This is a genomic window from Streptomyces sp. NPDC052910 (genome assembly GCF_055585605.1).
Map to the genome: position 1 here is coordinate 130,739 of NZ_JBVJJR010000009.1, position 21,141 is coordinate 151,879.

A 21,141-nucleotide genomic window follows, 5' to 3' on the forward strand; every position below is an offset into this window, starting at 1 on the left:
GAGCCTCGCGTCGCCGCGATGATTTCCCCATACGGAGAGACCCGTTCACACCGAGCGCCTCACCCGGCTCCAAAGCCGGAGAACGCACATGGGTTTTCGGGAACCACAACTGCAACTGACAACGACGGTAGCACGGCCCGACCCACCCTGTGGGAGGGAATTTTCATCCCGTTCTGAATGACTCGGATAAGCCCACCCAGGCGTTTCCAAAATTCTGCACCGGCGGGGGCAGGAATGTGAAGCGCCCGCTCTCGCCGCCCTGCCGCCCCACCCGGACAACCGGGCACCGGGCCGCCCGGGGCACCGCTCCACCCCGTGGCTTTCGCCCGGAAGTCCACCGAAAACTATCGTGGCCACGACAGAATACCTCCCGGCCGCGGTTCACAAGGCCCCCACGCGTCCCGAAGCGGCCCTGCAGGCGGGTTTGCCGAGAGGACATCGGCCGCACCGTACCCCTGGACCGGGCGGGCGGCGGCACCCCACCCGTGGGGCCGGCCCGCACATGCCTGACGCCCCTCCCTCGCCCATGAAGCTCCGCCCCTCCCCAGCCCTTCCCCGGCCGCACCGATCGACGGCCGGGGCGGGCGAACCCCGGGGGAGCCGGAGCCGGCAGGGGCCCCTACGGAGAGCGGCGGATCACCACGCGACCGGCCCCTCAGGGGGAGAGGTACGGCCCCTCAGGGGGAGGGGTACGCGACCTCGCGCGGCCGGAATCCCCAGGAGCCCGGCCCCCCGGGAGGCTCACCCCCGTCCGTCCCTCCCTCCCGGCCCCTCCTCGACCCCCAGCTTCTCCTCGATCCACCGGACCCCGAAGCGGACGACGTCCGGCGCCTCGAAGAGGTGGCACTCCGCCGCTCCGACCGTGCCCCGGACGCCGAGCCCGGCGGCGAGCATGTCGCGCGCGATGACGGCGAACGGCCACTCGCCCTCCGGCACCACGGACGCGTAGTCGAAGGCGCCGTCCTCGGAGTCGATGTCCCGGAAACGGCGCCAGGTCCGTACGCCGTCGACGAGGACCGGCTGCTCGTACTCGACGAACCGTTTGCCGGGCGCCTCCGCCAGGGCCTCGGCGTGGTGCAGGAGGGTGATGCTGTCGAGGGGTGCGCCCAGCAGCAGGACGCGACCGCCCACCGCCGTGAGCCGGGCCAGCGGGGTGCCGGGACCGTGGGGGTCGTCCCAGGGATGGTCGGCCACCAGGGCCTCCGCCCGCGCCCCGACGGCCGCGAAACTGACGTCCGGGTGCCGGCTGCGCACGGCGCCCGGACGGTGCCGGAGGGCTTCCGGGAGGCGGCCGTTGCTGTGATCCGCCTCGCTGAGGAGCGGGTCGTAGGCCGGACACTCGGCCCGCATCGCCGCCTGCCACTCCTCGGGCCACGAGGGGAGGTCGTAGGGCGGCGCGTCGTTCCACCCGCAGTACGCCATCAGGGTGCCGGACGCGCCCACGGCCTCGGTCAACGCGTCGATGACGGTCGTCGTGCCTCCCGGGACGTACCCGAGGGCGGACAGGCTCGTATGGAACATGACGGTGTCGCCTTCGGCGAGACCGAGCGACCGCAACTCCCGCACCAGGCGGCTGCGCGTCACCGGCCCGCCGGCCCGGGCCAGCAGTTCTCCCTCATCCACGAGGGGAAGCTAGCCGCAGGGGACAGCGACCCGCACGGCATTTCCGCCCCAACCCTCCTCCCCCGTGGGCGGATTGACGCGAGCATGCCCTACCAGCCGCTCCCGTTCCGCTCCCCGTTCCGTCACCAGACGAGGGCGTCGGCCGGGTTCGACTCCCAGTAGGTGACGGCGACCGAGTCGTCGATCCACGTGCCCCGGGGCAGCGTGACCCGCACGGGCTGCCCGGCGGAACCCGACTCGTCACGGAGGGAGACCTGGACGACGCGCGCCCAGCGACCGTGGCCGGCGCTGCCGTCGGCCGCGGAGAGCGCGATCCCGGCGTACGCGGACTCGCCCGGCGCGAGGGTGACCACCGCCTGCGGCTTGCTGTCCTCTATGACAGTGCTCGCCGACTGGTCGTCATCGAAGCCGAGGTAAGGGTGAAGCAGGGCGTTGCACTTGGTGCTGCCGGTGTTGGTGAGAGTGAGGAGCTGGTGGTTGATCGGGCGGCTCACGTTCTGCACGGTCAGCTTGGTGTGCGCCGCCGAACAGGCGGCCGTCTTCGGCGCCGCGGCCGGACCGGCCGCCGGCGCGGCCTGGCTCTGTCCGGCGGCGAGCGCGAGGGTACCGACCGCGAGGAGGGCGGAAGCGGCGAGACGCGGTATACGCATGGTGAGCTCCTGTGGTTGGTGAGTTGATCGTGCTCGGCGTTGACGAGTCATCACGCCAAGGACGGACAGTGTGAGGACGGGGAGTGCGAGGACGGTGCGGCACTACGGCAGTGCACTTACAGGTGGTGCAGGAGCGCCACGACCGCCAGGACGGACGCGACCAACACTCCCAGGGCCACGGCGTCGACGAGTTCGAGACGGAGGCGGAACCTGATCCGCACGGCAGCTCCTGTTCCGACCATGCCCGGCGGATCGTGCCCGGGCCGCGGTCTGTGCCGACAGCCTGTGCCGTGGCGCGTTCCGGCGGCAAGGCGTGTCGTGTCCTTGGGGAAGCGGGAATGGCTGCATATAGTCCGACCTGGGATGATGCCGCGCCCTGGAACGCGGATCCGGGACGGGAAGAGCCTGTATGTCCGAGGGGATAGCCGAGTTCGCAGCCCGGCTTCGGGAGCTGAAGGACCGTTCGGGGCACAGTTACGGAGTCCTGGCCAAGCGGCTGCACATGAGCACGTCCACGCTGCACCGGTACTGCCACGGCGCCGCCGTGCCCACGGAGTACGCCCCTGTGGAGCGCTTCGCCCGGCTGTGCGGCGCGGGGCGCGACGAACTCGTCGACCTGCACCGTCGCTGGATCATCGCGGACGACGCCCGCCGCCGGAAGACGCAGACGACCACCGACGCGGTCGCCCGGCCCGAGACAGGGGGACGGCCCGAGACGGGGGGACGGCCCAAGACGGGGGGACGGCCCAAGACGGGGGGACGGGCCAAGACGGGGGGACGGGCCGGCGCGGGCGGGGCACGGGGGATAGGCGCGCTTCCTTCTGCGGGCCCACACTCCGACACCGACGCGGCCACAGAGACCGACGCGGGGGCCGGCGCGGACGCACAGGCCGACGAGAACCCGGCCTCCGCTGCGGGCACGCGGACCGCCGGGAGCACGCGAGCCGCCGGGGGCACGCGGACCGCCGGAGAAGGGGTACCTGCCCAGCGTGGGATACCCGGCGCCCGTCGGGCCCCCGCCGCCACGCACGAACGGTCCGGCGCCGCCGGAGCATCCGGCCCGGCAGGAAGCACGACCGCTTCCGGACCAGCGACCACGCACGAGGCGCCCGAAGCGCCGCCCGAAAACGACGCGACCTCCGGCACGGGCGCGGACCCGGCCGCCGCCGGGCGCACCGACGGCGACGAAGCGACCGGTACGGGCCGGCAGCCTCGCGTCGCCGGAGGTCTCGGGGACGGCCGGATCCATTCCGCGACGTCGGAGTCCCACCCGGGCGAACCGTCCCCTGCGAGGGGAACCTCCGGCGCGAACCCTCCGCATCCCCTCGCTGCGGCAGAGGACCTTCCCGACACACGCCCCGGCCGGAGCGGTACCGGACCGGTCGCGTCCACCGACCCGGTGACGACCGCCCGAGACTCCGGTGCGCGCGCCGGCGCGCCCGCCCGGCCGGCTTCCGCCGAGGCCGCGAACGGGAACGGGAACGGGAACGGGAACGCGACCACGAACGCACCCTCGGAGGGACCGAAACCGGCCGTTTCCGGAACGGCGCCCGCCCCCGCGCGGAGCGGTGAGGCGAAAGACGGGCCGAAGGGCGACGCCGTCCCCGACTCCAGTGCGCCTCCTAAAGAAGAGGCTCGGGAAGAAGCGCGGGAAGAAGCGCGGAAAATCGCGTCGGACACGGCGGCAGTCCCCGCCTCGGCCGTGCCGGAACGTTCCGCCCAGGGCCGCGCACGAAAGGGAAGCGGACTCCGCCGGCCGGGAACGGCCTCCGCCCCGCCGAACCCCGCCCCGCATGGCACACGCAAGCGGGGTGTCCGGCGCGCGCTGCTCGCCGCCGCCGTGGCCGTCGCGATCCCGGCGGCCGTCGTCGCCAGCTACGCCGCCACCAAACCCGACTCCCGCGCGGACGCGAGCGCCGAGCGTCCGCCGACAAGCAGCGCCGGCCCAGGCCTGTCCACCGACCGGCAACCCGGAGCGTCCGGCTCCCTCCCCACCGCACCGGCCCCGACCCTCCCCGGGCTGCCCAGCCCAAACACCACAGCCGTCCCGTCCGCTCCTTCCTTCCCGAGCGGCCCGTCCGCACCGAACGGCCCGCGGAGCAACCCGTCGGAGGCCGCACGCGGACCGGGGTTCCCCGGCGCGACGTCCGCTCCGCCCGGCGCGCCCGCCCCTGACACGCGCTCCAGGACGCCCCTGACGGTGAACACCCGCCCGTACACCGTGATCGACCGTTGCGATCAGGTATTCGTGTCCGGCCGCACCCCGGCCGAAGTCCCCCCGCCCCCGGCCGGGATGAACGCACGCGGCTGGGTGAGAGCGGTGCGCGCGGTGCCCGGCGGGCGGTTGCAGCTCGAACTGGCCGTCCAGGGCACGTCACGCCAGTCGGTCGTGCTGCACGCGCTGCACGTACGGGTGGTGGGACGGACCGCGCCCCTGGACTGGTCCGCCTATGTGATGGCGGACGGCTGCGGCGGCGGTGTCACGCCGGCCACCCTGGACATCGACCTGGACCGCGACAGCCCGATCGCCCGGCCGGTGGCCGGTCAGCAGGGGGACATCCGGATCCCGGCGACGGACTTCCCCTACAAGACCTCCGCCACCGACCCTCAGGTCCTGGACGTGGTCGCCCACACCGACGGCCATGACGTGCAGTGGTACCTGGAGCTGGAGTGGAGCAGCGGCGGCCGGCACGGCATCCTGCGCATCGACGACGAGGGCCGGCCCTTCCGCACCTCCGCGATCACGAAACGCCCCCAGTACCTCTACCGGTCCGACCTCAACGTCTGGGAGCTCCTGCCCGACTACGCGCGGAGGTGACGGGCGGGGGGAAGCGACGGGCGCCCCCTACGGGTGTCCCCTGGCCGGGGCTCCCTCCACGGGTCTCCACAGGTCTCCCCTGACCGGGCCCCCACAGGTCTCCCCTGACCGGGGCTCCCCCCACGGATCTCCCCTGACCGGGATTCCTTCCAGGGGTCCCCCTTACCTGTCTCCCTCCGGGACCCCGCCCCCCGGCTCCTCCCCTTCCGCCTCCCGCCCTTCCGGCTCCTCCTCGTACGGCGCCTCCTCGGCGAGCCGCTCGCCGATGTCGTCGGCCCAGAACTGGGCCCAGCGCCGGAGCTCCTCCGTGTCCGCCTCGCCGAGCCCGCAGGCGGCGAAGTCGGCGTCCCCGAGCCAGTCCAGTCCCTCCAGCCGGGCCTTGAGATCGGCCAGGTCGAAGGAGTCGCGGGCGTGCCGGCGGCCGAGTTCCTCCAGTTCGAGGCGCGACCAGCGGTCCGACGCGGCGTGGACGTCGATGAGGTCACGCGGCAGGCCCCGGTCGGCCAGGGCCCTGACCTTGGTCCCGACGACGTCCTCGACCGCGAGCACGAGAACGGATCCGCTGCGGGCCGGCGCGCGCCACAGCGTCTCCTTGGCGATCTCGACCTCGCACTGCTCTTCGGTCAGGGAGTCGGTGACGACGAACCGCGCGGCGAGCGGTTCCGCCGCCGCCTCCCGTACTCGCCAGCCCCGCGCCTCCAGCCCGGCTCGCGCCGTCGCCAGCACCTCGGCCATGGGCGTCTGGGTATCGGTGGCGAAATCGAGGTCGAGACCGGTGACGGGTCCGGAGCGGAAAGGGGAGCCGGAGCCGGAGCCCACGACAGGGGCGGGGGCACGACCGGACTCCCGCGGCAGGCCGTGGAAGCGCACGGCGTGCCCGCCGGCGAGGACGAGCGGGAACGCGGCTCCCACGTCGGAGAGGTCGTCGAGCAGCCGCCGCTGCGTCCCGGACAGCATCGCGGCGAGGCGGGGGTCCTCCGCCCGGTCGGACGGCGTGGACGGCACCGGCGCGACGGACGGCACGGGCGGTGCGGACGGCACGGGCGGTGCGGACGGCACGGGTGGCCCGGGCGGCTTCGGGGGCGTGGGCGGCGAGTTGGTCATCACCCGGATTATCCGGCCGCTCGCTCCACGCGGCGAGCCGCGAGCGGGAACAGCGGAAAGGACGGCGGAAGGACGGCGGTGGGGTGCCGCGCTCGCACGAAACCGCCCCCGGGCAGAGCCGGGGGCGGCTTCGGTGGCGTCGTCCGACCGTCAGTGGTAGCGGTTGGCCGAACCGTTGCCCGACAGGATCGGGAGCTTGTCCAGGATGTGCGACAGCGGGTCGTCGCCGTCGTTGATCGTCGAGTTCTCGGTGCACTGCTGCATCTGCTGCGAGGACAGGATCGGAATGTCCTGCAGACCGATGTTCACCAGTCCGACGATGTTCTGGAGGTTCAGCCTTCCGACGGCGATACACGGCTTGTTGAACGAGCCGTTGATGAGACCCATCTGGGGGCTCATGTAACCGCCGGTGTAAGTGTTTCCGTACATCTGGACGGCCTGGTTGCCATTGGCGACGTCCTGGCTGTCGTGTCCGTTCGCCAGGGCGGGGCCGACGGATCCGCCGACCGCCGACGCCGTCAGGGCGGCCGTGGCCACTACCTTCTTGATCACGATGGTTCCTTCGCTCTGGGGGGTTTACGAGCGCTACTTGCCTAACTCGGCACGGTGGGGGAAGTTATCGGGCTTCATTCATTCGGGCTTCCTTCATTCGGCCCACGGCCCGCTCCGCGGTACGCGGTTTTTTCGCACCCGGCTCCGGTTTTCACCGGCGCCGCGAAACAGGAACCTCGAGTCGTCGGCCTCGGACCACGGCCCTCGGATCGCCGGTCGTACCGTCGTCCGGAAAACGGAAACCCCCTGCCGCGGGGCCCGCACACCCGCCGCAGGGGGATTCCCGTGCTCGTCGCCTGGATCAGCCGTTGGCCGAACCGTTGCCCGAGATGATCGGGATGTCGTCGAGCAGGTGCGACAGCGGGTCATCGCCGTCGTTGATGGAGGAGTTGTCGGTGCACTGCTGCTCCTGCTGCGAGGACAGGATCGGAATGTCCTGCAGGCCGATGTTGACCAGGGCCACGATGTTCTGGATGTTCACCCGGCCCAACGCGATGCACGGCTTGTTCAGCGTGCCCTGGATCAGGCTCATCTGCGGGCTTTCCTTGCCCCCGGTCTTGGTGTTGCCGTAACCGGTCTTCGCGCCGTTCGCGTTGGCGATGTCCTGCGAGTCGTGACCTACGGCCAGCGCGGGGCCGCTGACGGCTCCGACCGTGGAGACCGTCAGAGCGGTCGTGGCGAGTACCTTCTTGAGCACGTCCATAGCCTTTCGATCGTGTAGCGCCCCCACTGAGAAAGCGATCTGGATAACTTCGACCGGAAGGAGAGGTTCCGGGCTTTCACTCATTCGAGCCAGTGAGTGCCGGACGCCGGAAGGGTAAGAAGCGCGGCACTGCCGGTACGAAAAGAGGCCCGCCGTCGAGGGTTTTTCCGGATATCACGTCGGGGCCGGAATGATTTTCGGAGATTCGACGGAGTTATTCCCACACCCCGTCATGTGACGAAGCGGCGCGACGCGTCCACGGGCAATCGGTGGCGCCGCACCGGTCCGGCGCCGCACCGTTTCTCCGCCGCACCGCCCCGGCGCCACACCGCCCTCGCGCCGCACCGTCCCGTGTGTACGGGCCTGGCGCCGCCCGCCCGGCCGGCGGTGTGTCCTCAGGCCCAGCCCCGCCAGCTCGTGGGGGCGGTGAATCCCGTCGGCCGCCAGCGGGCCGGGGTGCACGACAGCCCGTACTCGGAGATCTCGGGCCCGGGGCCGGCCCCGAGGACGGCTTCGGGCTCGGGGCCCGCGTCGCAGCCCGTGGCGGCGCAGGCGAGGAGCACGGTGGTCACGGCGGCGAGCTCCTCCTCGCCCGCGACACCCTTCTCGACCCTCACGAACATGTCGGTCATAGCCGTTCCACTCCCTCGGCGCACCGGACGTCCGTGCGGCGGCGCCGCGAGTGTCCGGTTCCTCCACCGTGCTCCCCCCGTCGGCGCGGAGGAACCCCGATACCTCCGAACGGGTGACGGTCGGTGCTCCGGGCCGTTCGCGCATCCGGATGAACCGTTCCGCCACCACCCCGCCGGAGGGCGCGCCACCGGCCTGCCGCCCGGTCACCGAGGGTCCGGCGGCGGGCCGGGCAGCGGGGTCGGGCAGCCGGCCGGGCGCCGGTCGGGGAGAGGCGGCCCGGAGACCGGCCGATGAACGGGTCCTGAGGGCTCGGCGGCGGGCCGGGACGCGCGCCGGGGACAAATCCGGGCGAGGGCGTGCCCGGGTGGACCCGGGTGAAGGGGCCACGCGGACGCGCGCCCTCCCGCCGGGTACGGCTCGGGGGCACCCATGGGGGGCCGTCCGCAGGGTAGGAGGCCCGGGAGCCGATGGTTACCTGGGCCATGATCTCTCTCCCCACGGCAGCGGACGGCCCACCGGCCGGTGGCGGGCACGGCCGGCCGCGGCCGCGGGGGGACGCTGCGACGACGGCAGTACGGGCACAGCGGAACGAAGGAGAGCAGGGACCACATGGGCAGTACCCCCCACACGCGCAGGAGCGACACCCGCGAGCGCATCCAGCGGACCGCGCTCGATCTCTTCGTCACCCGGGGCTACGAGAAAACCTCCCTGCGGGAGATCGCCGAACGCCTCGGAGTCACCAAAGCGGCGCTGTACTACCACTTCAAGACGAAGGAGGACATCCTCGTCGCCATCTCGGACCAGGTGGGGGCGCCCGTCGACGAGCTGATCGCCTGGGGTGAGAGCCGGCCGCCCACACTGGAGACGAAGCGCGAACTCCTGTGCCGGTACAGCGACAAGCTGCGGGAGGCGGTCCCGGTGTTCCGCATCCTTCAGGAGAACCAGGCGTCGCTGCGGTCCCTGGACATCGGCGCCCGGCTCAGGGAACGGGTCGTCCGGCTCTCCCGGCTCGTCCACTCGGGCGCCGACGACCTGGCCACCCGGGTGCGCTGTGCGAGCGCGCTCCTCACCGTCCACTTCGGGGCTCTCGCCCTCGACGACCTGGCGGGAGATCCCGAGGAACGGCGGCTCGCCGCGCTGACCGTCGCCCTGGAGATCCTGGACACCACGGCTCCCGGCCCGGCGCCCGCGGGCGCGGCCGGCGCCTGACGTCATGGTCTGACGCCACCGCCCGGCACGGCCGTCCGAGGCCGCCGCCCGGCTTCCACCGCCCGGCGTCCGTCCGGCGCCGCCCCGCCCCGTACGGCCCGGGATGGCCGGGCCGTACGGGGCGGGTGGACCCGTGGGGGACGTGCGCCCCGTACGGGTCCGGGATCCGGGTCCCGGTCAGCCGACCCCGACGGGGGCAGGGGTCGGCGCCGGCCCGGTGGTCTCGTCCGCGCGCAGCCGTTCGGCCTCGGCCAGGGCCCGGGCGCCCCGGCCGGGGGCCATGTCGAGGCGGGCCAGCACGGAGGGCACGGCGACGCTCGGCATCACGTGCTCGTACAGCGAGATGGCGCGGCGTTCCAGGTCGGCGCGGCCGGTCACGACCTGGGACATGATGTTGATGCCGGCGTACGCGCCGACGATGAGCTCCGCCGTGTCGGCCGGGACCACGTGCGGCAGCACCTCGCCGCGTTCCTTGCCCTCGGTGAGGACGCGGGTGTGTACCTTGCTCCAGCCGTGGAACGGTCCGCTGCGGTTGAGGGCGGTCGAACCGTGTTCCAGGGTGAGCCGGACGCTGCCGCGCAGCAGCGGGTCCGTGCGCAGCCGGTAGGCGAAGATCAGCCCCATGTCGACGAGTTGCTGCATCCGCGAGGCCGCCGGCGGCTCCAGGTCGGCCGGCGCGTCCGTCAACTGGGCGTCTATGACCGCCAGGGCGAGATCTTCCTTGGAGGCGAAGTGGAAGTAGAGGGCGCCCTTGGTCACTTCGGCCCGCGCCAGGATTTCCGTGATGGTCGCCGCGTCGTAACCCCGTTCGTCGAACACCGCCGCGGCCGCTTCCAGGATGGCCCGGCGCGTTCTGATCGCGCGGTCCTGCTTTGCCACGGTCTGCCTCCGAATCGATAGCCCGCCACAGCCCGCCCACCGCACGGCCGGCGACGGGGCACCGCACGGCCGTGTCGTCCGACGCCTTGACGCGTACTCCCCCGAAGCAAACCGACGCGTACGTATCGTAGGACGCCCCGCAAGGGCAGGGTCTTCGGGGGACGCCGGGGCCGTCCCGCAAGGGCCCCGGCCCGGCAGCTCCCCCAGGGGAAACGGACCGGGACCTCGCGGGACGAGCCTACGCAGCGGCGGTGTTCCGGCGCAGACGGCGAACCGGCCATGTACGTCCGCCCGTCCTGTCCGCACCGCGGCGCCCCCTCCGCACCGGCCACCGCGGTGGGCACGGCGGCGGCGACGCGGTCGGGGCGTCGCTCGGAAGGTGCGGGACGGGCACTTCCGCGCGTCCGGAAGTGATCCGTGGCCGACGGGTGGAGGGGGCCGGGACGCGGACCGGTCGGTATGGGTGGGCGTCCCGGCCGGTCGGCATCGCCCGTATGCCCGTGCCGCGTTCCGCACGGTGTAGGCCCGGCACTGCCTCACCAGGGGTGACACCAAGTGCGGGCAGGCACCGCCGGGTTGCGTCAGGCCGTGCGGGATTCGGCTTCCACGTACGCAAGTTCGGGTGGTCGGTGACACGCGCGCGGCCGGAGCCGCGGAGTGGCGGCCCGCGCACGGTCGGTCCGACGATCGGACCGGGTGGCGGCCCGATCGGCTCACGCCCCCAGGCCGGGGCCGAAGCACGGCAACCGGCTGTCGGGGCCACGGACTCAGGGCTGAATGTTGCCGATCATGTAGCAGACGATCGCGATCACTATGAGGGCCAGAACGACAACGGTCTTTCTTTCCTTGCGCGTCATGGATTCCATCACGCCTCCCAGACAACAGCCGGTGATTCGGACCGCCCTGACCAGGAAACTACTCGTGATGGGAGGGCGACACTACGGATGCATCGAAAGTCTGAGCAGGACTTGAGGTTGTTCCTCCGGTTGCTCCCACGCCGGACATATGACCGTTTGGGCCGCCGGACCCATCCGGGTTCTCGTCCTCCGTTCCGCCCGATACCCGCGTGTTTCGTCGTTATGGTCTGCCGTGCCGTCGCCTGCGGGCGGCCCGACCGAGGGAGATCACAGCGGGATGACTCTCAGCCTCACCGGAACCGCCTTCTTCGCCCTGCTCGTCGCCTTCACGGCGCTGGCCGTCCTGGCCACGCTGCTGTGCTGGGCGAGGATCCCGGGCCCCGGGCCGGTGCGCTGGGCGGCTCGCGTGCTGCTGATCGCCCTGTGCCAGCTCACCGCGATCTGCACCGTGGCCACATGGATCAACACCAGTTACGGCCTCTACGCCTCCTGGGACGACCTGCTGGGCCGCACCGACGGTGCCGGGCCCGTGGCCATGCAGGGGCCGCCGGCCGAGCGCGCCCAGTTCGCCGAGGACGACCACGGCATGCGGGAGACGTACTTCCACGGCACCCGGTCCGCCCTGTCGGGGCAGGTCCTGGTGTGGACCCCGCCGCAGTACGACGATCCGCGCTACCGGCACACCACGTTCCCCGTCGTGATGCTGCTGCACGGCGTGCCGGGGACGCCGCAGTCGTGGATCGACCAGGGCCGGATGCCCCGGTCCTACCGGAAGCTGCTGGCCGAAGGGCGCACCCGCCCGTTCATCCTCGCCGTGCCGGTCATCAACCCCGGGGGGCGGGACACCGACTGCTCCGACGTGGGCGGGCGCAAGGTCGCGACCTGGCTCGCCCGGGACGTCCCGGAGCTGGTCCGGCGGCACTTCCGGGCCGCGCCGCAGCCCAGGTCGTGGGGGCTGCTGGGGATCTCCACCGGAGGCTTCTGCGCGGCGAAGCTGCCCCTGCAGTTCCCGCGGGTCTTCTCCGCCGGCGCGGCCCTCGACCCCGACCCGCTCAACGGTGACGGCGGCGCCCTCGCCGACCCCGCCCTCCGGCAGCGCAACAGCCCCACCTGGCTCGTCGGCCACACGAAAGCCGACGTCGCCCTCTTCCTCGCGACCTCCCGCCAGGACCGTGACAGCCCGCCCTCCTACATCGAGGAGTTCCAGCGCGAGGCGGCGAGCAGCCGGGTGCGGCTGAAGACCATGCTGCTCGACAAGGGCGGCCACAACTACCGCACCTGGTCGGCCCTCTACCCGGAGGCCTTCACCTGGCTCGCCCACCAACTGCCGGGGGGCCCGCCGTCGGGCTGAGGCTCATGGCGCACGGCCGGACACGGCCCGGTGGCGCCGTGCGTCCCGGAGCGAAGGACGCCGCGTCCCACCATCGCTCACGCTCGGGTAGGGCGCGCTTCCCGCGCACGTCCCCGGGGGCCCCTCAATGCCGCTCCGCCACGTGCGCGCGCGCCACATGGATGATCTCCTCGAACACGGCGGCGGAAGCCCACGGGATTCCCGGCCGGAGCCGCTCGGACAGGGAGTCCGCGCCGGGGAAGAGCAGGAGCGCCTGCTGCAGTTCGGCGACCAGTCCGGGGAGTTCCTCCAGGCATCCGCCGGGATGCTCTCTTTCCACCCCTTCCCGGATGCCTTCCGAGGTGCTCGCGTGATCACCTCCGACGACCCAGTAGCCGAAGTCGTAGGTCCTCGGGAACATCACGCGCACTTCCCAGTCCGCGGGTGGCAGCTCGTCGAAGCCGGGAAGCACCTCGCGGTCCAGGGCCCGGATCATTCCGGCCGCCGTTCGCAGGAACTCGGGACCGCTCCGGCCGTCGGCGGCACGGGTCAGGCGTTCGGTGAATCCGTACGGGGTGGCGCTGTCACCGTTCTCCAGGAGTTCCGCGGCGACGTCCAGTGTCGCGGCGGCCGCCGCCGGTGGCATGACCCAGCTCGCTCCGCGCGAGGCGCGCAGCAGACGGCAGAAGCCGGTGAGGTCGTCTTCGAGGGACCGGCGGCCGGGTTCCCGGGAGCGCAGGACGAGTTCGAGAACGCGGGCCAGGGGGCCGCTGTTGTGGAAAGCCCCTGTGTAGGGGCCCGGGAAGGATTTGGGCGGCATCAGTCCTTCTCCGCCTGCTCCTCTTCGTCGGGGTCGGCCGGGGCCTCGTCCGCCTGCCGGTGCTTGTGCTCGGCGTCCTCCTGTTTCTTCTCCTCCTCCCGCTTGTTCTCCTCGTCCGGTTTCTTGTCCTCGTCCGGCCGCTTTCCGTTCTGGGTGTCCTGGGGGAAGGTGAGTTCCCTGCTCATCCACTCCATCACCGGGCCGATCTCGCGGCGCCAGGTGGCGAACTGGTGGCTTCCCTCGGGGAGGACGATCGTCGCCGTGCGGAGCTTCTTCTCGGCGGCCAGGCGCAGGAACTCCTCGGTGTCGTGGAAGTTCTTCTCGCCCTTGCGGCTGGTCGCGAGGAGCAGGGAGACGGGTGGAGTGGGGAGGTTGTGGAGGCGCCAGATGAGGTCGTGTTCGCGCTTGCGCTGCTTCCCCTTCTCGCCGCCGCCGAAGAGGTCGCCCGTGGCCATGTCGTTCTTGACCGAGAGGTCCCCGGAGAGGGAGGCCGCGACCGGGTAGACGTCGGGGGCGCGCATGGCGAGCTGGAGGGCGCAGGTACCGCCGGTGGAGTAGCCCATGATCCCCCAGGCGGTGGCGTCCTGGCCGACCCGGTAGGTGCTGCGCAGCGCGTCGGGGAGGTCCTTGGTCAGGAAGGTCTCGGCCTGCGGGCCGTCCGGGACGTCCACGCACTCGGTGTCGCGCGGCTGGGCGATCGTGGGGCTGATCATCACGATGACCGTGGGGGCCATCTTCTTCTCCTCCAGGAGCCGGGCCGCGTTCAGCGGGACCTGGAGGTTGCGGGCGAGGCTGACCCGGCCGCCCGGGTAGCCGCTGACGACGACCATGACGGGGAAGCGGGCGCGCTCGTACTGCTTCTGGAAGTACTCGGGGGGCAGGTAGACGTAGGCGGAGTTGACGGCCAGGGTCCGTTTGCCGATGACGCGGACCGAGCGGACGGCGCCCACCTTGTCCTCGGGTCCCTTGGGGTAGCCGGCGAACTTCTCGACGTGTTCGCCGCCGGTGGGCTGGATCAGGCCGCCCCTGGTCTCGTCGACCGAGGCGCGGGGGCCGGTCCCGCTGTTCATCTGCGTCACGTTGACCGGGGCCTTGTCGACGCGTCCCAGCAGTTGGTTCCAGGTGCCGAAGAAGCCGACGCTGGAATTGACCACCAACAGCACCGCGGCCATGATCGACAGTTGCGTCAGCAGGATGGCGCCGAGCCGGCCGAACACGGGCAGCGGTCCCCGCCCCGAGAGCCGCGGCCAGATCCACACCATGAGAGCCACACACAACACGGCGCCGAACGCCACCGTGTACATCAGCGACCTGCTGGTCAGGCCCATGCGGTTCTCACTCCCTGCCTCCGGCTGCCGTGGGTACTCACGTTCGGTTCCGTCGTGCTCGACGGATAAGAGGCGATAAAGGGCCGACAGGGTTGCCCTGCCACCGTCTCTTCCTCGGTCCTTGCCCTGCCCGTCCCCTGTCCGACTCCACGACTTTTCCGGGGGTTCCCCTGGGGACGGGGGCGGCCCACCGCCTTCGAACAGTTGGCGCGGTCTGGCCGAACGTCCCCTTCCGCCGGATGGTGGTGAGAGGCTCCGCGGGGGCGGGCCAGGACACCGGGGGAGGTGGAGGGCATGCCGGACGATGCCGCCAGGGCGGTCACCTCGGGGGCGAACCCCTGGCTCAGCGGCTTGTTCGAGCCGGTGCGCGAGGAGCTCACGGCCGTCGACCTCCCGGTGACCGGGCGCGTACCGGACGCGCTGCGCGGCCGCTACCTCCGGAACGGGCCGAATCCGCTCCGGGTGGACGATCCGGCCGGCCACCACTGGCTCGCCGGCGAGGGCATGGTGCACGGCGTCCGGCTGCGGGACGGGCGGGCCGCCTGGTACCGCAACCGCTGGGTGCGCTCCGACGCGGTGGCCCGGCGGCTGGGCGAGAAGGTGCTGCACGGCCCCCGGCATCTGGTGGACTTCGCCCCCAACACCCACGTCCGGCGCTTCGCCGGGCATCTGCTCACCCTGGTCGAGGGCGGGGCGCTCCCCTACGAGCTGGACTCCGAGCTCGACACGGTGGGGCCGTTCGACTTCCACGGGACGCTGCCCGGCGGGCTGGCCGCCCACACCGTCCTCGATCCGGCCACCGGCGAGCTGCACGCCGTCGCCTACTGCCCGGCCTGGCCGTATGTGCAGTACCTGGTCGCCGGGGTGGACGGCCGGATCCGCCGGCACGTCGAGGTCCCGGTCACGGGACGGCCGATGATGCACGACTTCTCGCTCACCGAACACCATGTGCTGCTGTACGACCTGCCGGTCTCCTTCACGCTCGGCCGCGATCTGTCGGTGGCCGCGTTCGGCTGGGATCCCGACCGGCCGGCCCGGCTCGGGGTGCTCCCCCGGGAGGGGGCCGCCCGGGACGTGCGCTGGCTGGAGGTCGAACCGTGTTTCGTCTACCACGCCATGAACGCCTACGAGCGGGACGGGCTGATCACCGTCCACCTCGCCCGCTACGAGCGGCTCTTCGACGGAACCCGCAAGGGGCTGGACAAGCAGCCCGCCCACCTGGAGCGCTGGACCGTCGACCCGGCCGCGCGGACGGTCCGGCGGCTCCGGCTGGACGACCGCGCCGTGGAGTTCCCGCGGATCGACCCGCGCCGGGCGACCCGGGCCCACCGCTACGGGTACGCGGTGCGGGAGCCGCTGGGCGAGGACCGGGCCGGGTTCGGCGTCGGCCTGCTCAAGTACGACCTGTGGCACGGCACGTGCGACACGTACCCCGTGCCGCCGGGCGGCGACGTCGGGGAGGGCGTGTTCGTGCCGGCGGCGCCCGGGGCGGCGGAGGACGACGGCTGGGTCCTGGCCTACGCGTTCGACCCGGACCGCGGCGCCACCGACCTGCTGGTGCTGGCCGCCCAGGACTTCGCGGCGGGACCGGTCGCCCGTGTCCACCTGCCGGTGCGGGTGCCGGTCGGGGCGCACGGCGATTGGATCCCGGATCCGGGGTAGGCGGAGGAGCAGCGCTCCGGTGGGCGGATCCGGACCGGGCCCGGCCCGGGCAGGGGCGAGAACCCGGGGCAGACGGGACCAGCGAGGAGCACGTTACTGACGAGACGTTAGAGCTAGCCTTACCGGAGTCGCACAGTACGTACATTCCAGACAAAGGTAAGGATTTCTCCTCATGGGAATTCGCAGCCTGCTGCGGAACGCGTTCGGTCGGTCGAGGACGGGCGGCGACGGACGGCCCGGCCTCCCCCAGCAGAGCACCGCACCCGCAACGACGACGGTCCAGGACCGGGGACAGGACCAAGCCCCGGCCTCGTCCCTCACTCCGTCCCCGGCCCCGGGCGCCGCCACGTCGGCCGCGACCGCGACGGCGCCCAAGGCCGCCGAGACCGCCAAGGCCCCGGTGGCCGTCCCGGCCCAGGCCGTCACCGACCGGGTGCCCGACCCCGGCCCCCTGCACCCCGTCCCCGGGCCGCCCACCCCGGGGCCCCGCCCCGGGCCCGACCCGCGCCCCGAGCCCGTCCCCGACCCGGAGCCGGCCCCGACGCCGATGCCCGCGCCCAAACCCGTGCCGCAGCCGGAGCCCGTCCCCACGCCGGACCCCAACCCGGTGCCCGAGCCGGCGCCGGGCCCCGAGCCGGAGCCGTCGCCGGCGATGACGGCGGCGGCCGTGGCCCCGGCGGCGGTGGCGGCGCCGGTCGCCCCTCCGGAGCCGGCAGCTCCTGCCCCTGCCGACGCCCCTGCCGACGCTCCCGTCAGCACCCCCGTCGGCAGCCCCGACGCCCCGGCCGCCGCCGGCGCGCAGCCGGAAGGGGCGGAGGAGGGCGGCCGCGGCTCCGCCATCAGCCTGGAGAAGGTGCGGAGCTCCGCCCCCGGCCTCGTCAGCCTCTACAAGTCGGCGGGCGTCTCCCTGCGCAAGCGGGGCCTCGCCGGGCAGCGGGCCGCCGTCTACCTGGTGCTCGACCGCTCGGGATCGATGCGCGAGTACTACAAGGACGGCAGCGTCCAGCACCTCGCCGAGCAGGTGCTCGGCCTCTCGGCGCACCTCGACGACGACGGGACCGTCCCCGTCGTCTTCTTCTCCACCGAGGTCGACGGCGTCGCCGAGCTCGACCTCACCGACTACGCGGGCCGCGTCCAGGAACTGCACGCCTCCTACGGACACATGGGGCGCACCAACTACCACCTGGCCATGCGCGAAGTGATCAAGCACTACAAGAAGTCCGGCGCCACGGACCCGGCGTTCGTCGTCTTCCAGACGGACGGTGGCCCTTACAGCAAGCCGGCCGCCGAGAAGGCCCTCTGCGAGGCCGCCAAGCTGCCGATCTACTGGCAGTTCGTCGCCTTCGGAGACCCGGAGGGGAAGGGCTTCGACTTCCTGCGCAAGCTGGACGCCCTGCCGGTGCCGGAGCGCCGCGCGGTGGACAACGCCGGTTTCTTCCACGCCGGCCGCGACCCCAAGGGCCTCTCCGACGACCTCCTCTACGAGGAGCTGACGGCCGGGTTCCCCGCCTGGCTGGAGGAGGCCCGCGCCGCCCGGGTCATCCGGCAGCGCGCCCGCTGACCACCACGGGCCGGCCGCCCGCCCGCCGGGAAGCACCCACCGGGAAGCCGGCCCGCGACGCCCCCGGGACGGCCCGGAGGAAGGTCGGGAGGCCGGCCCGGAGGAAGGCCCGAGGAGCGGCCGGCGTCCCCGCCCCGCCTCCGGAAGCCGGGAATCCGGCAATTGGGGCGACAGAGAGTGACCGCCTCACCGATCGCACCGCGTAAGCACGACGCCCTCACAGATCACCCTCCGTATCCTGCCTCTCGCCGATCAGAAGCCGCTGAAGTGGGCATCGTAGGGATGTGAACGATGAATTCCCCCTCGGCAGCTACGTCGTCGACACCCGCACCGGCCGGCTCGGGCAGGTCATGGACACCCATGCCGGTTACATTCAGCTACGGCCGCCGCGCGGCGGGATCGAGTGGTCCTGCCCGCCGTCGGCCATCCGCTTCCCCTCCGAGACCGAAGCGGAGGCCGAGGCCGGTACGGCGAGCGGCGGCCGGCCAGGAGGCCGGTCCGGCAGCGGGGCGGACGCGGGTGGCAACGGCGGGGAGCGGGGGTGGAGTCGGTGAGCCCGCGCAGCGTCTTCCGGTTCGGCACCTGGACGTTGCAGCCCGACCACGAGCCCGACGCGGAGCCGGTGACGTACGCGATGCGGTGCGTGGTGTGCGGGGCGGCGTCGGAGGTGGTCGAGGACTTCCTGGACGCCCAGCACTGGACGTTCCGGCACGCGGGCCGCAACCCGTCGCACCACACGTACCGCGAGACGGTCAACAGGCCGTGGCGCGCGTGGATGGGCCACCCCCGGGGCGTCCTCCCGGGGCCCTCCACCCCGTCCCCGCCCGCCCCCGCGCCCCCTCCGCTCACGCCCTCCGCCGGCACCTCCGCCGGCACTTCCGCCGCCCCGGCCGACGGTGCGCGGCCCGCACCGGCCGACACCGGGCCGTCATGAACGCCGCGCTGCCGCCGCCCGGTACTCGGATACGCTAAAGGGGCCTGTGGACACAGGGTCACAGGCTCCGTACCCGAGCACCGACCAGGGAGCAGCCGGCATGGCTCGACACCTCATCACCAGCGCCCTTCCGTACATCAACGGGATCAAGCACCTGGGCAACATGGTGGGGTCCATGCTCCCGGCGGACGTCTACGCGCGCTACCTGCGCCAGACCGGGCGCGAGACGCTCTACATCTGCGCCACCGACGAGCACGGCACCCCGGCCGAACTGGCCGCCAAGGAGGCCGGTCTGCCGGTGGACGCGTACTGCGCCCAGCAGCACGACGCGCAGAAGGCGGTCTACGAGGGCTTCGGCCTCTCCTTCGACTACTTCGGCCGCAGCTCGTCCGCGCAGAACCGCGAGATCACCCAGCACTTCGCGCGGCAGCTCAAGGCGAACGGGTTCATCGAGGAGCGCGCGATCCGCCAGGTGTACTCCCTGGCGGACGAGCGCTTCCTGCCCGACCGCTACATCGTCGGCACCTGCCCGCACTGCGGCTACGACAAGGCGCGCGGCGACCAGTGCGAGAACTGCACGCGCGTGCTGGACCCCACGGACCTGATCGACGCGCGTTCGGCGATCAGCGGCAGCAGCGACCTGGAGGTGCGGGAGACCAAGCACCTGTTCCTGCTCCAGTCCAAGCTCCAGGGCGAGGTCGAGGCCTGGATCGACGAGCACGGCAAGGACTGGCCGGTCCTCGCGTCGTCGATCGCCCGCAAGTGGCTGACCGAGGGCCTGCACGACCGCGCGATCACCCGTGACCTGGAGTGGGGCGTTCCGGTCCCGGCCGACACCTGGCCGGAGCTGGCGGCCGAGGGCAAGGTCTTCTACGTCTGGTTCGACGCCCCGGTCGAGTACATCGGTGCCACCAAGGAGTGGGCCGACGAGCGGCCGGAGGAGCGCGACTGGAAGTCGTGGTGGTACGAGGCGGCGGACGTCCGCTACACGCAGTTCATGGGCAAGGACAACGTCCCGTTCCACACGGTGATGTTCCCCGCGACGCAGCTCGGCACCCGTGAGCCGTGGAAGCGGGTCGACTACGTCAAGGCCTTCAACTGGCTGAACTACTACGGCGGCAAGTTCTCCACCTCGCAGCGGCGCGGCGTCTTCACGCACGACGCGCTGGAGATCCTGCCCGCCGACTACTGGCGCTACTTCATGATGGCCAACGCCCCCGAGTCGGACGACACCTCGTTCAGTTGGGAGCTGTTCTCCGCGACGGTCAACAAGGACCTCGCCGACGTGCTGGGCAACTTCGTCAACCGGGTCCTGTCGTTCTCCCGCAAGCGGTTCGGCGACGAGGTGCCGGCCGGCAGCGAGGCGGGCGCGGCCGAGACGGAGCTGGGCCGGGAGGTCGCGCGGCTGCTCGCCGAGTACGAGGGCCACATGGAGGAGATGCAGTTCCGCAAGGCGGCGCAGGCGCTGCGCGCCCTGTGGAGCGCGGGCAACTCCTACCTGGAGACCAAGGCCCCCTGGCTGGAGATCAAGACCGACCCGGACGCGGCGGCGCTGACGCTGCGCACGGCGATGAACCTGATCCACCTCTACTCGGTGGTCTCCGAGCCGTTCATCCCGGCGACGGCCGCCGCGATGCGGTCGGCGTTCGCACTCGACGGGGACGACCGCACCTGGGTGACGCGGGACGAGGCGTGCTCGCTGTCGTCCGTCCCGGCCGGTACGCCGTTCACCGTGCCGCCGGTGCTCTTCGCGAAGATCACGGAGGAGGACCTGGAGTCCTACCGTGAGCGCTTCGGCGGGGGCGACGAGGCCGCCTGACGCGCCGCTCGAACCCGTCTGCGCACAGGGCCCGGAACCTCAGGTTCCGGGCCCTGTGCCGTATCCGCTCATCCCCCGTTGATCGTTCGGCAATCGTTCGTTGAGCGGGTCGCGGCAGGCTGTCCGGTGTTGGCCGTGGGGGACACCGAAGGAAGACCGGACCAGTGTTGGATGACCGAATCACCCGTATCACCGTGAGCGTGCACGCCACCGACGAGGTGGGCCGGGCCCGGCTCGTCCGCGGGCTGCGCACCCTGCCCGGCATCCGGGTGGTGAGGAACGGCGCGGCGGTACGGGTCCTGTTGCTGGGACAGCACGACCACGACGCCGCCGGCGAGCTGCGGCGGCGGAGCCGGGGGAGCCGGGCGCCGCTGCTGGTGGTGGCCGACGGACTCGGCGACGCGGAGCTGATGGCGGTGTGGGAGTACGGCGCGCGGACCGTCCTCCCGGCGCACCGGGTCACCCCGCGCCGGCTGGGGCGGGCGGTGCACGCCGCGGCCGGCTGCTGTCCGCCGGAACCGCTGCCGGAGATCGGTGTGCCGGTGTGAACCGGCCGACGGCTCCCCACGGGGGTGGGGGCCGCCCCGGACACCGGGCCGCGGGTACCGAAGCACACGGAAGGGCCCGGCACATCGGCGCCGGGCCCCTCGTCGTCGTCC

The 21,141-nt window shown here is 72.4% G+C and carries 18 protein-coding genes and 1 pseudogene; 10 read left to right on the forward strand and 9 right to left on the reverse strand.

From position 1 onward, the window contains the following. Window positions 1-741: 741 nt before the first annotated feature. Together aac(3) and ACZ6X9_RS27810 are read right to left on the reverse strand one after the other, a co-directional pair. Window positions 742-1,623 (reverse strand): aminoglycoside 3-N-acetyltransferase, encoded by an 882-nt coding sequence (gene aac(3) / locus ACZ6X9_RS27805; RefSeq protein ID WP_469780743.1) that lies wholly within the window; start codon window positions 1,621-1,623, stop codon window positions 742-744. A 122-nt stretch (window positions 1,624-1,745) separates the two neighbouring features. Further along, window positions 1,746-2,273 (reverse strand): DUF4232 domain-containing protein, encoded by a 528-nt coding sequence (locus ACZ6X9_RS27810; RefSeq protein WP_469780744.1) that lies wholly within the window; start codon window positions 2,271-2,273, stop codon window positions 1,746-1,748. Between the two features lie 409 nt (window positions 2,274-2,682). Here ACZ6X9_RS27810 and ACZ6X9_RS27815 point away from each other — a divergent pair. Continuing rightward, a pseudogene (locus tag ACZ6X9_RS27815) lies at window positions 2,683-2,931 on the forward strand (helix-turn-helix domain-containing protein); the annotation flags it as partial. 1,542 nt (window positions 2,932-4,473) lie between these two features. Then, a complete protein-coding gene (locus ACZ6X9_RS27820) occupies window positions 4,474-5,091 on the forward strand; it encodes a hypothetical protein (RefSeq protein WP_469780852.1) in 618 nt (205 codons plus the stop codon). A 162-nt stretch (window positions 5,092-5,253) separates the two neighbouring features. On the opposite strand, the gene ACZ6X9_RS27825 is transcribed toward ACZ6X9_RS27820, so the two are convergent. From ACZ6X9_RS27825 to ACZ6X9_RS27840, 4 genes are all read right to left on the reverse strand, one after another. Continuing rightward, window positions 5,254-6,048: a nucleotidyl transferase AbiEii/AbiGii toxin family protein gene (locus tag ACZ6X9_RS27825; RefSeq protein ID WP_469780846.1), complete on the reverse strand. Its 795-nt coding sequence runs from the start codon at window positions 6,046-6,048 to the stop codon at window positions 5,254-5,256. A gap of 297 nt (window positions 6,049-6,345) precedes the next feature. Next, window positions 6,346-6,747 (reverse strand): rodlin, encoded by a 402-nt coding sequence (locus ACZ6X9_RS27830; protein WP_469780745.1) that lies wholly within the window; start codon window positions 6,745-6,747, stop codon window positions 6,346-6,348. Between the two features lie 301 nt (window positions 6,748-7,048). After that, window positions 7,049-7,444, reverse strand: coding sequence for a rodlin (locus ACZ6X9_RS27835; protein ID WP_469780746.1), 396 nt, complete (start codon window positions 7,442-7,444; stop codon window positions 7,049-7,051). Between the two features lie 401 nt (window positions 7,445-7,845). After that, complete coding sequence (locus ACZ6X9_RS27840) at window positions 7,846-8,082, reverse strand: acyl-CoA carboxylase subunit epsilon (protein ID WP_469780747.1); 237 nt, start codon at window positions 8,080-8,082, stop codon at window positions 7,846-7,848. A 610-nt stretch (window positions 8,083-8,692) separates the two neighbouring features. On the opposite strand from ACZ6X9_RS27840, the gene ACZ6X9_RS27845 reads away from it, so the two are divergent. After that, the gene (locus ACZ6X9_RS27845) at window positions 8,693-9,292 is read left to right on the forward strand and encodes a TetR/AcrR family transcriptional regulator (RefSeq protein WP_469780748.1); all 600 of its coding nucleotides are present in this window, start codon (window positions 8,693-8,695) and stop codon (window positions 9,290-9,292) included. Between the two features lie 177 nt (window positions 9,293-9,469). Here the strand turns inward: ACZ6X9_RS27845 and ACZ6X9_RS27850 are convergent, their stop codons facing one another. Beyond that, window positions 9,470-10,171, reverse strand: coding sequence for a ScbR family autoregulator-binding transcription factor (locus ACZ6X9_RS27850; RefSeq protein ID WP_469780749.1), 702 nt, complete (start codon window positions 10,169-10,171; stop codon window positions 9,470-9,472). A 1,134-nt stretch (window positions 10,172-11,305) separates the two neighbouring features. Here ACZ6X9_RS27850 and ACZ6X9_RS27855 point away from each other — a divergent pair. Beyond that, window positions 11,306-12,379, forward strand: a complete 1,074-nt coding sequence (locus ACZ6X9_RS27855; protein WP_469780750.1) for an alpha/beta hydrolase — start codon at window positions 11,306-11,308, stop codon at window positions 12,377-12,379. A 124-nt stretch (window positions 12,380-12,503) separates the two neighbouring features. Here ACZ6X9_RS27855 and ACZ6X9_RS27860 read toward each other — a convergent pair whose 3' ends face one another. After that, entirely contained in the window at window positions 12,504-13,178 is a 675-nt protein-coding gene (locus ACZ6X9_RS27860; RefSeq protein ID WP_469780751.1) for a hypothetical protein, read from the reverse strand. Beyond that, window positions 13,178-14,506 (reverse strand): alpha/beta hydrolase, encoded by a 1,329-nt coding sequence (locus ACZ6X9_RS27865; protein ID WP_469780752.1) that lies wholly within the window; start codon window positions 14,504-14,506, stop codon window positions 13,178-13,180. Before ACZ6X9_RS27865 ends, ACZ6X9_RS27860 begins: the two co-directional genes overlap by 1 nt. Before the next feature lie 294 nt (window positions 14,507-14,800). On the opposite strand from ACZ6X9_RS27865, the gene ACZ6X9_RS27870 reads away from it, so the two are divergent. The 6 genes from ACZ6X9_RS27870 (at window position 14,801) to ACZ6X9_RS27895 (ending at window position 21,030) form a co-directional block, all read left to right on the forward strand. Then, window positions 14,801-16,168: a carotenoid oxygenase family protein gene (locus ACZ6X9_RS27870; RefSeq protein ID WP_469780753.1), complete on the forward strand. Its 1,368-nt coding sequence runs from the start codon at window positions 14,801-14,803 to the stop codon at window positions 16,166-16,168. 172 nt (window positions 16,169-16,340) lie between these two features. Then, entirely contained in the window at window positions 16,341-17,729 is a 1,389-nt protein-coding gene (locus ACZ6X9_RS27875; protein ID WP_469780754.1) for a VWA domain-containing protein, read from the forward strand. A gap of 284 nt (window positions 17,730-18,013) precedes the next feature. Then, complete coding sequence (locus ACZ6X9_RS27880) at window positions 18,014-18,283, forward strand: hypothetical protein (protein WP_469780755.1); 270 nt, start codon at window positions 18,014-18,016, stop codon at window positions 18,281-18,283. Continuing rightward, the gene (locus ACZ6X9_RS27885; RefSeq protein WP_469780756.1) at window positions 18,280-18,663 is read left to right on the forward strand and encodes a DUF7848 domain-containing protein; all 384 of its coding nucleotides are present in this window, start codon (window positions 18,280-18,282) and stop codon (window positions 18,661-18,663) included. The genes ACZ6X9_RS27880 and ACZ6X9_RS27885 overlap by 4 nt, the downstream gene beginning before the upstream one ends. Window positions 18,664-18,763: 100 nt before the next feature. Then, window positions 18,764-20,482: a methionine--tRNA ligase gene (metG, locus tag ACZ6X9_RS27890; RefSeq protein WP_469780757.1), complete on the forward strand. Its 1,719-nt coding sequence runs from the start codon at window positions 18,764-18,766 to the stop codon at window positions 20,480-20,482. A 164-nt stretch (window positions 20,483-20,646) separates the two neighbouring features. Next, a complete protein-coding gene (locus ACZ6X9_RS27895; protein ID WP_469780758.1) occupies window positions 20,647-21,030 on the forward strand; it encodes a DNA-binding response regulator in 384 nt (127 codons plus the stop codon). Window positions 21,031-21,141 lie beyond the last annotated feature (111 nt).

What these genes read in the sequence shown, in the direction of transcription:
- ACZ6X9_RS27825 (WP_469780846.1), bottom strand. Translation starts at nt 6,048, where the DNA reads ATGCTGTCCGGGACGCAGCGGCGGCTGCTCGACGACCTCTCCGACGTG.
- metG (WP_469780757.1), top strand. Translation starts at nt 18,764, where the DNA reads ATGGCTCGACACCTCATCACCAGCGCCCTTCCGTACATCAACGGGATC.
- ACZ6X9_RS27845 (WP_469780748.1), top strand. Translation starts at nt 8,693, where the DNA reads ATGGGCAGTACCCCCCACACGCGCAGGAGCGACACCCGCGAGCGCATC.
- ACZ6X9_RS27840 (WP_469780747.1), bottom strand. Translation starts at nt 8,082, where the DNA reads ATGACCGACATGTTCGTGAGGGTCGAGAAGGGTGTCGCGGGCGAGGAG.
- ACZ6X9_RS27875 (WP_469780754.1), top strand. Translation starts at nt 16,341, where the DNA reads ATGGGAATTCGCAGCCTGCTGCGGAACGCGTTCGGTCGGTCGAGGACG.
- ACZ6X9_RS27855 (WP_469780750.1), top strand. Translation starts at nt 11,306, where the DNA reads ATGACTCTCAGCCTCACCGGAACCGCCTTCTTCGCCCTGCTCGTCGCC.
- ACZ6X9_RS27810 (WP_469780744.1), bottom strand. Translation starts at nt 2,273, where the DNA reads ATGCGTATACCGCGTCTCGCCGCTTCCGCCCTCCTCGCGGTCGGTACC.
- ACZ6X9_RS27865 (WP_469780752.1), bottom strand. Translation starts at nt 14,506, where the DNA reads ATGGGCCTGACCAGCAGGTCGCTGATGTACACGGTGGCGTTCGGCGCC.
- ACZ6X9_RS27860 (WP_469780751.1), bottom strand. Translation starts at nt 13,178, where the DNA reads ATGCCGCCCAAATCCTTCCCGGGCCCCTACACAGGGGCTTTCCACAAC.
- ACZ6X9_RS27870 (WP_469780753.1), top strand. Translation starts at nt 14,801, where the DNA reads ATGCCGGACGATGCCGCCAGGGCGGTCACCTCGGGGGCGAACCCCTGG.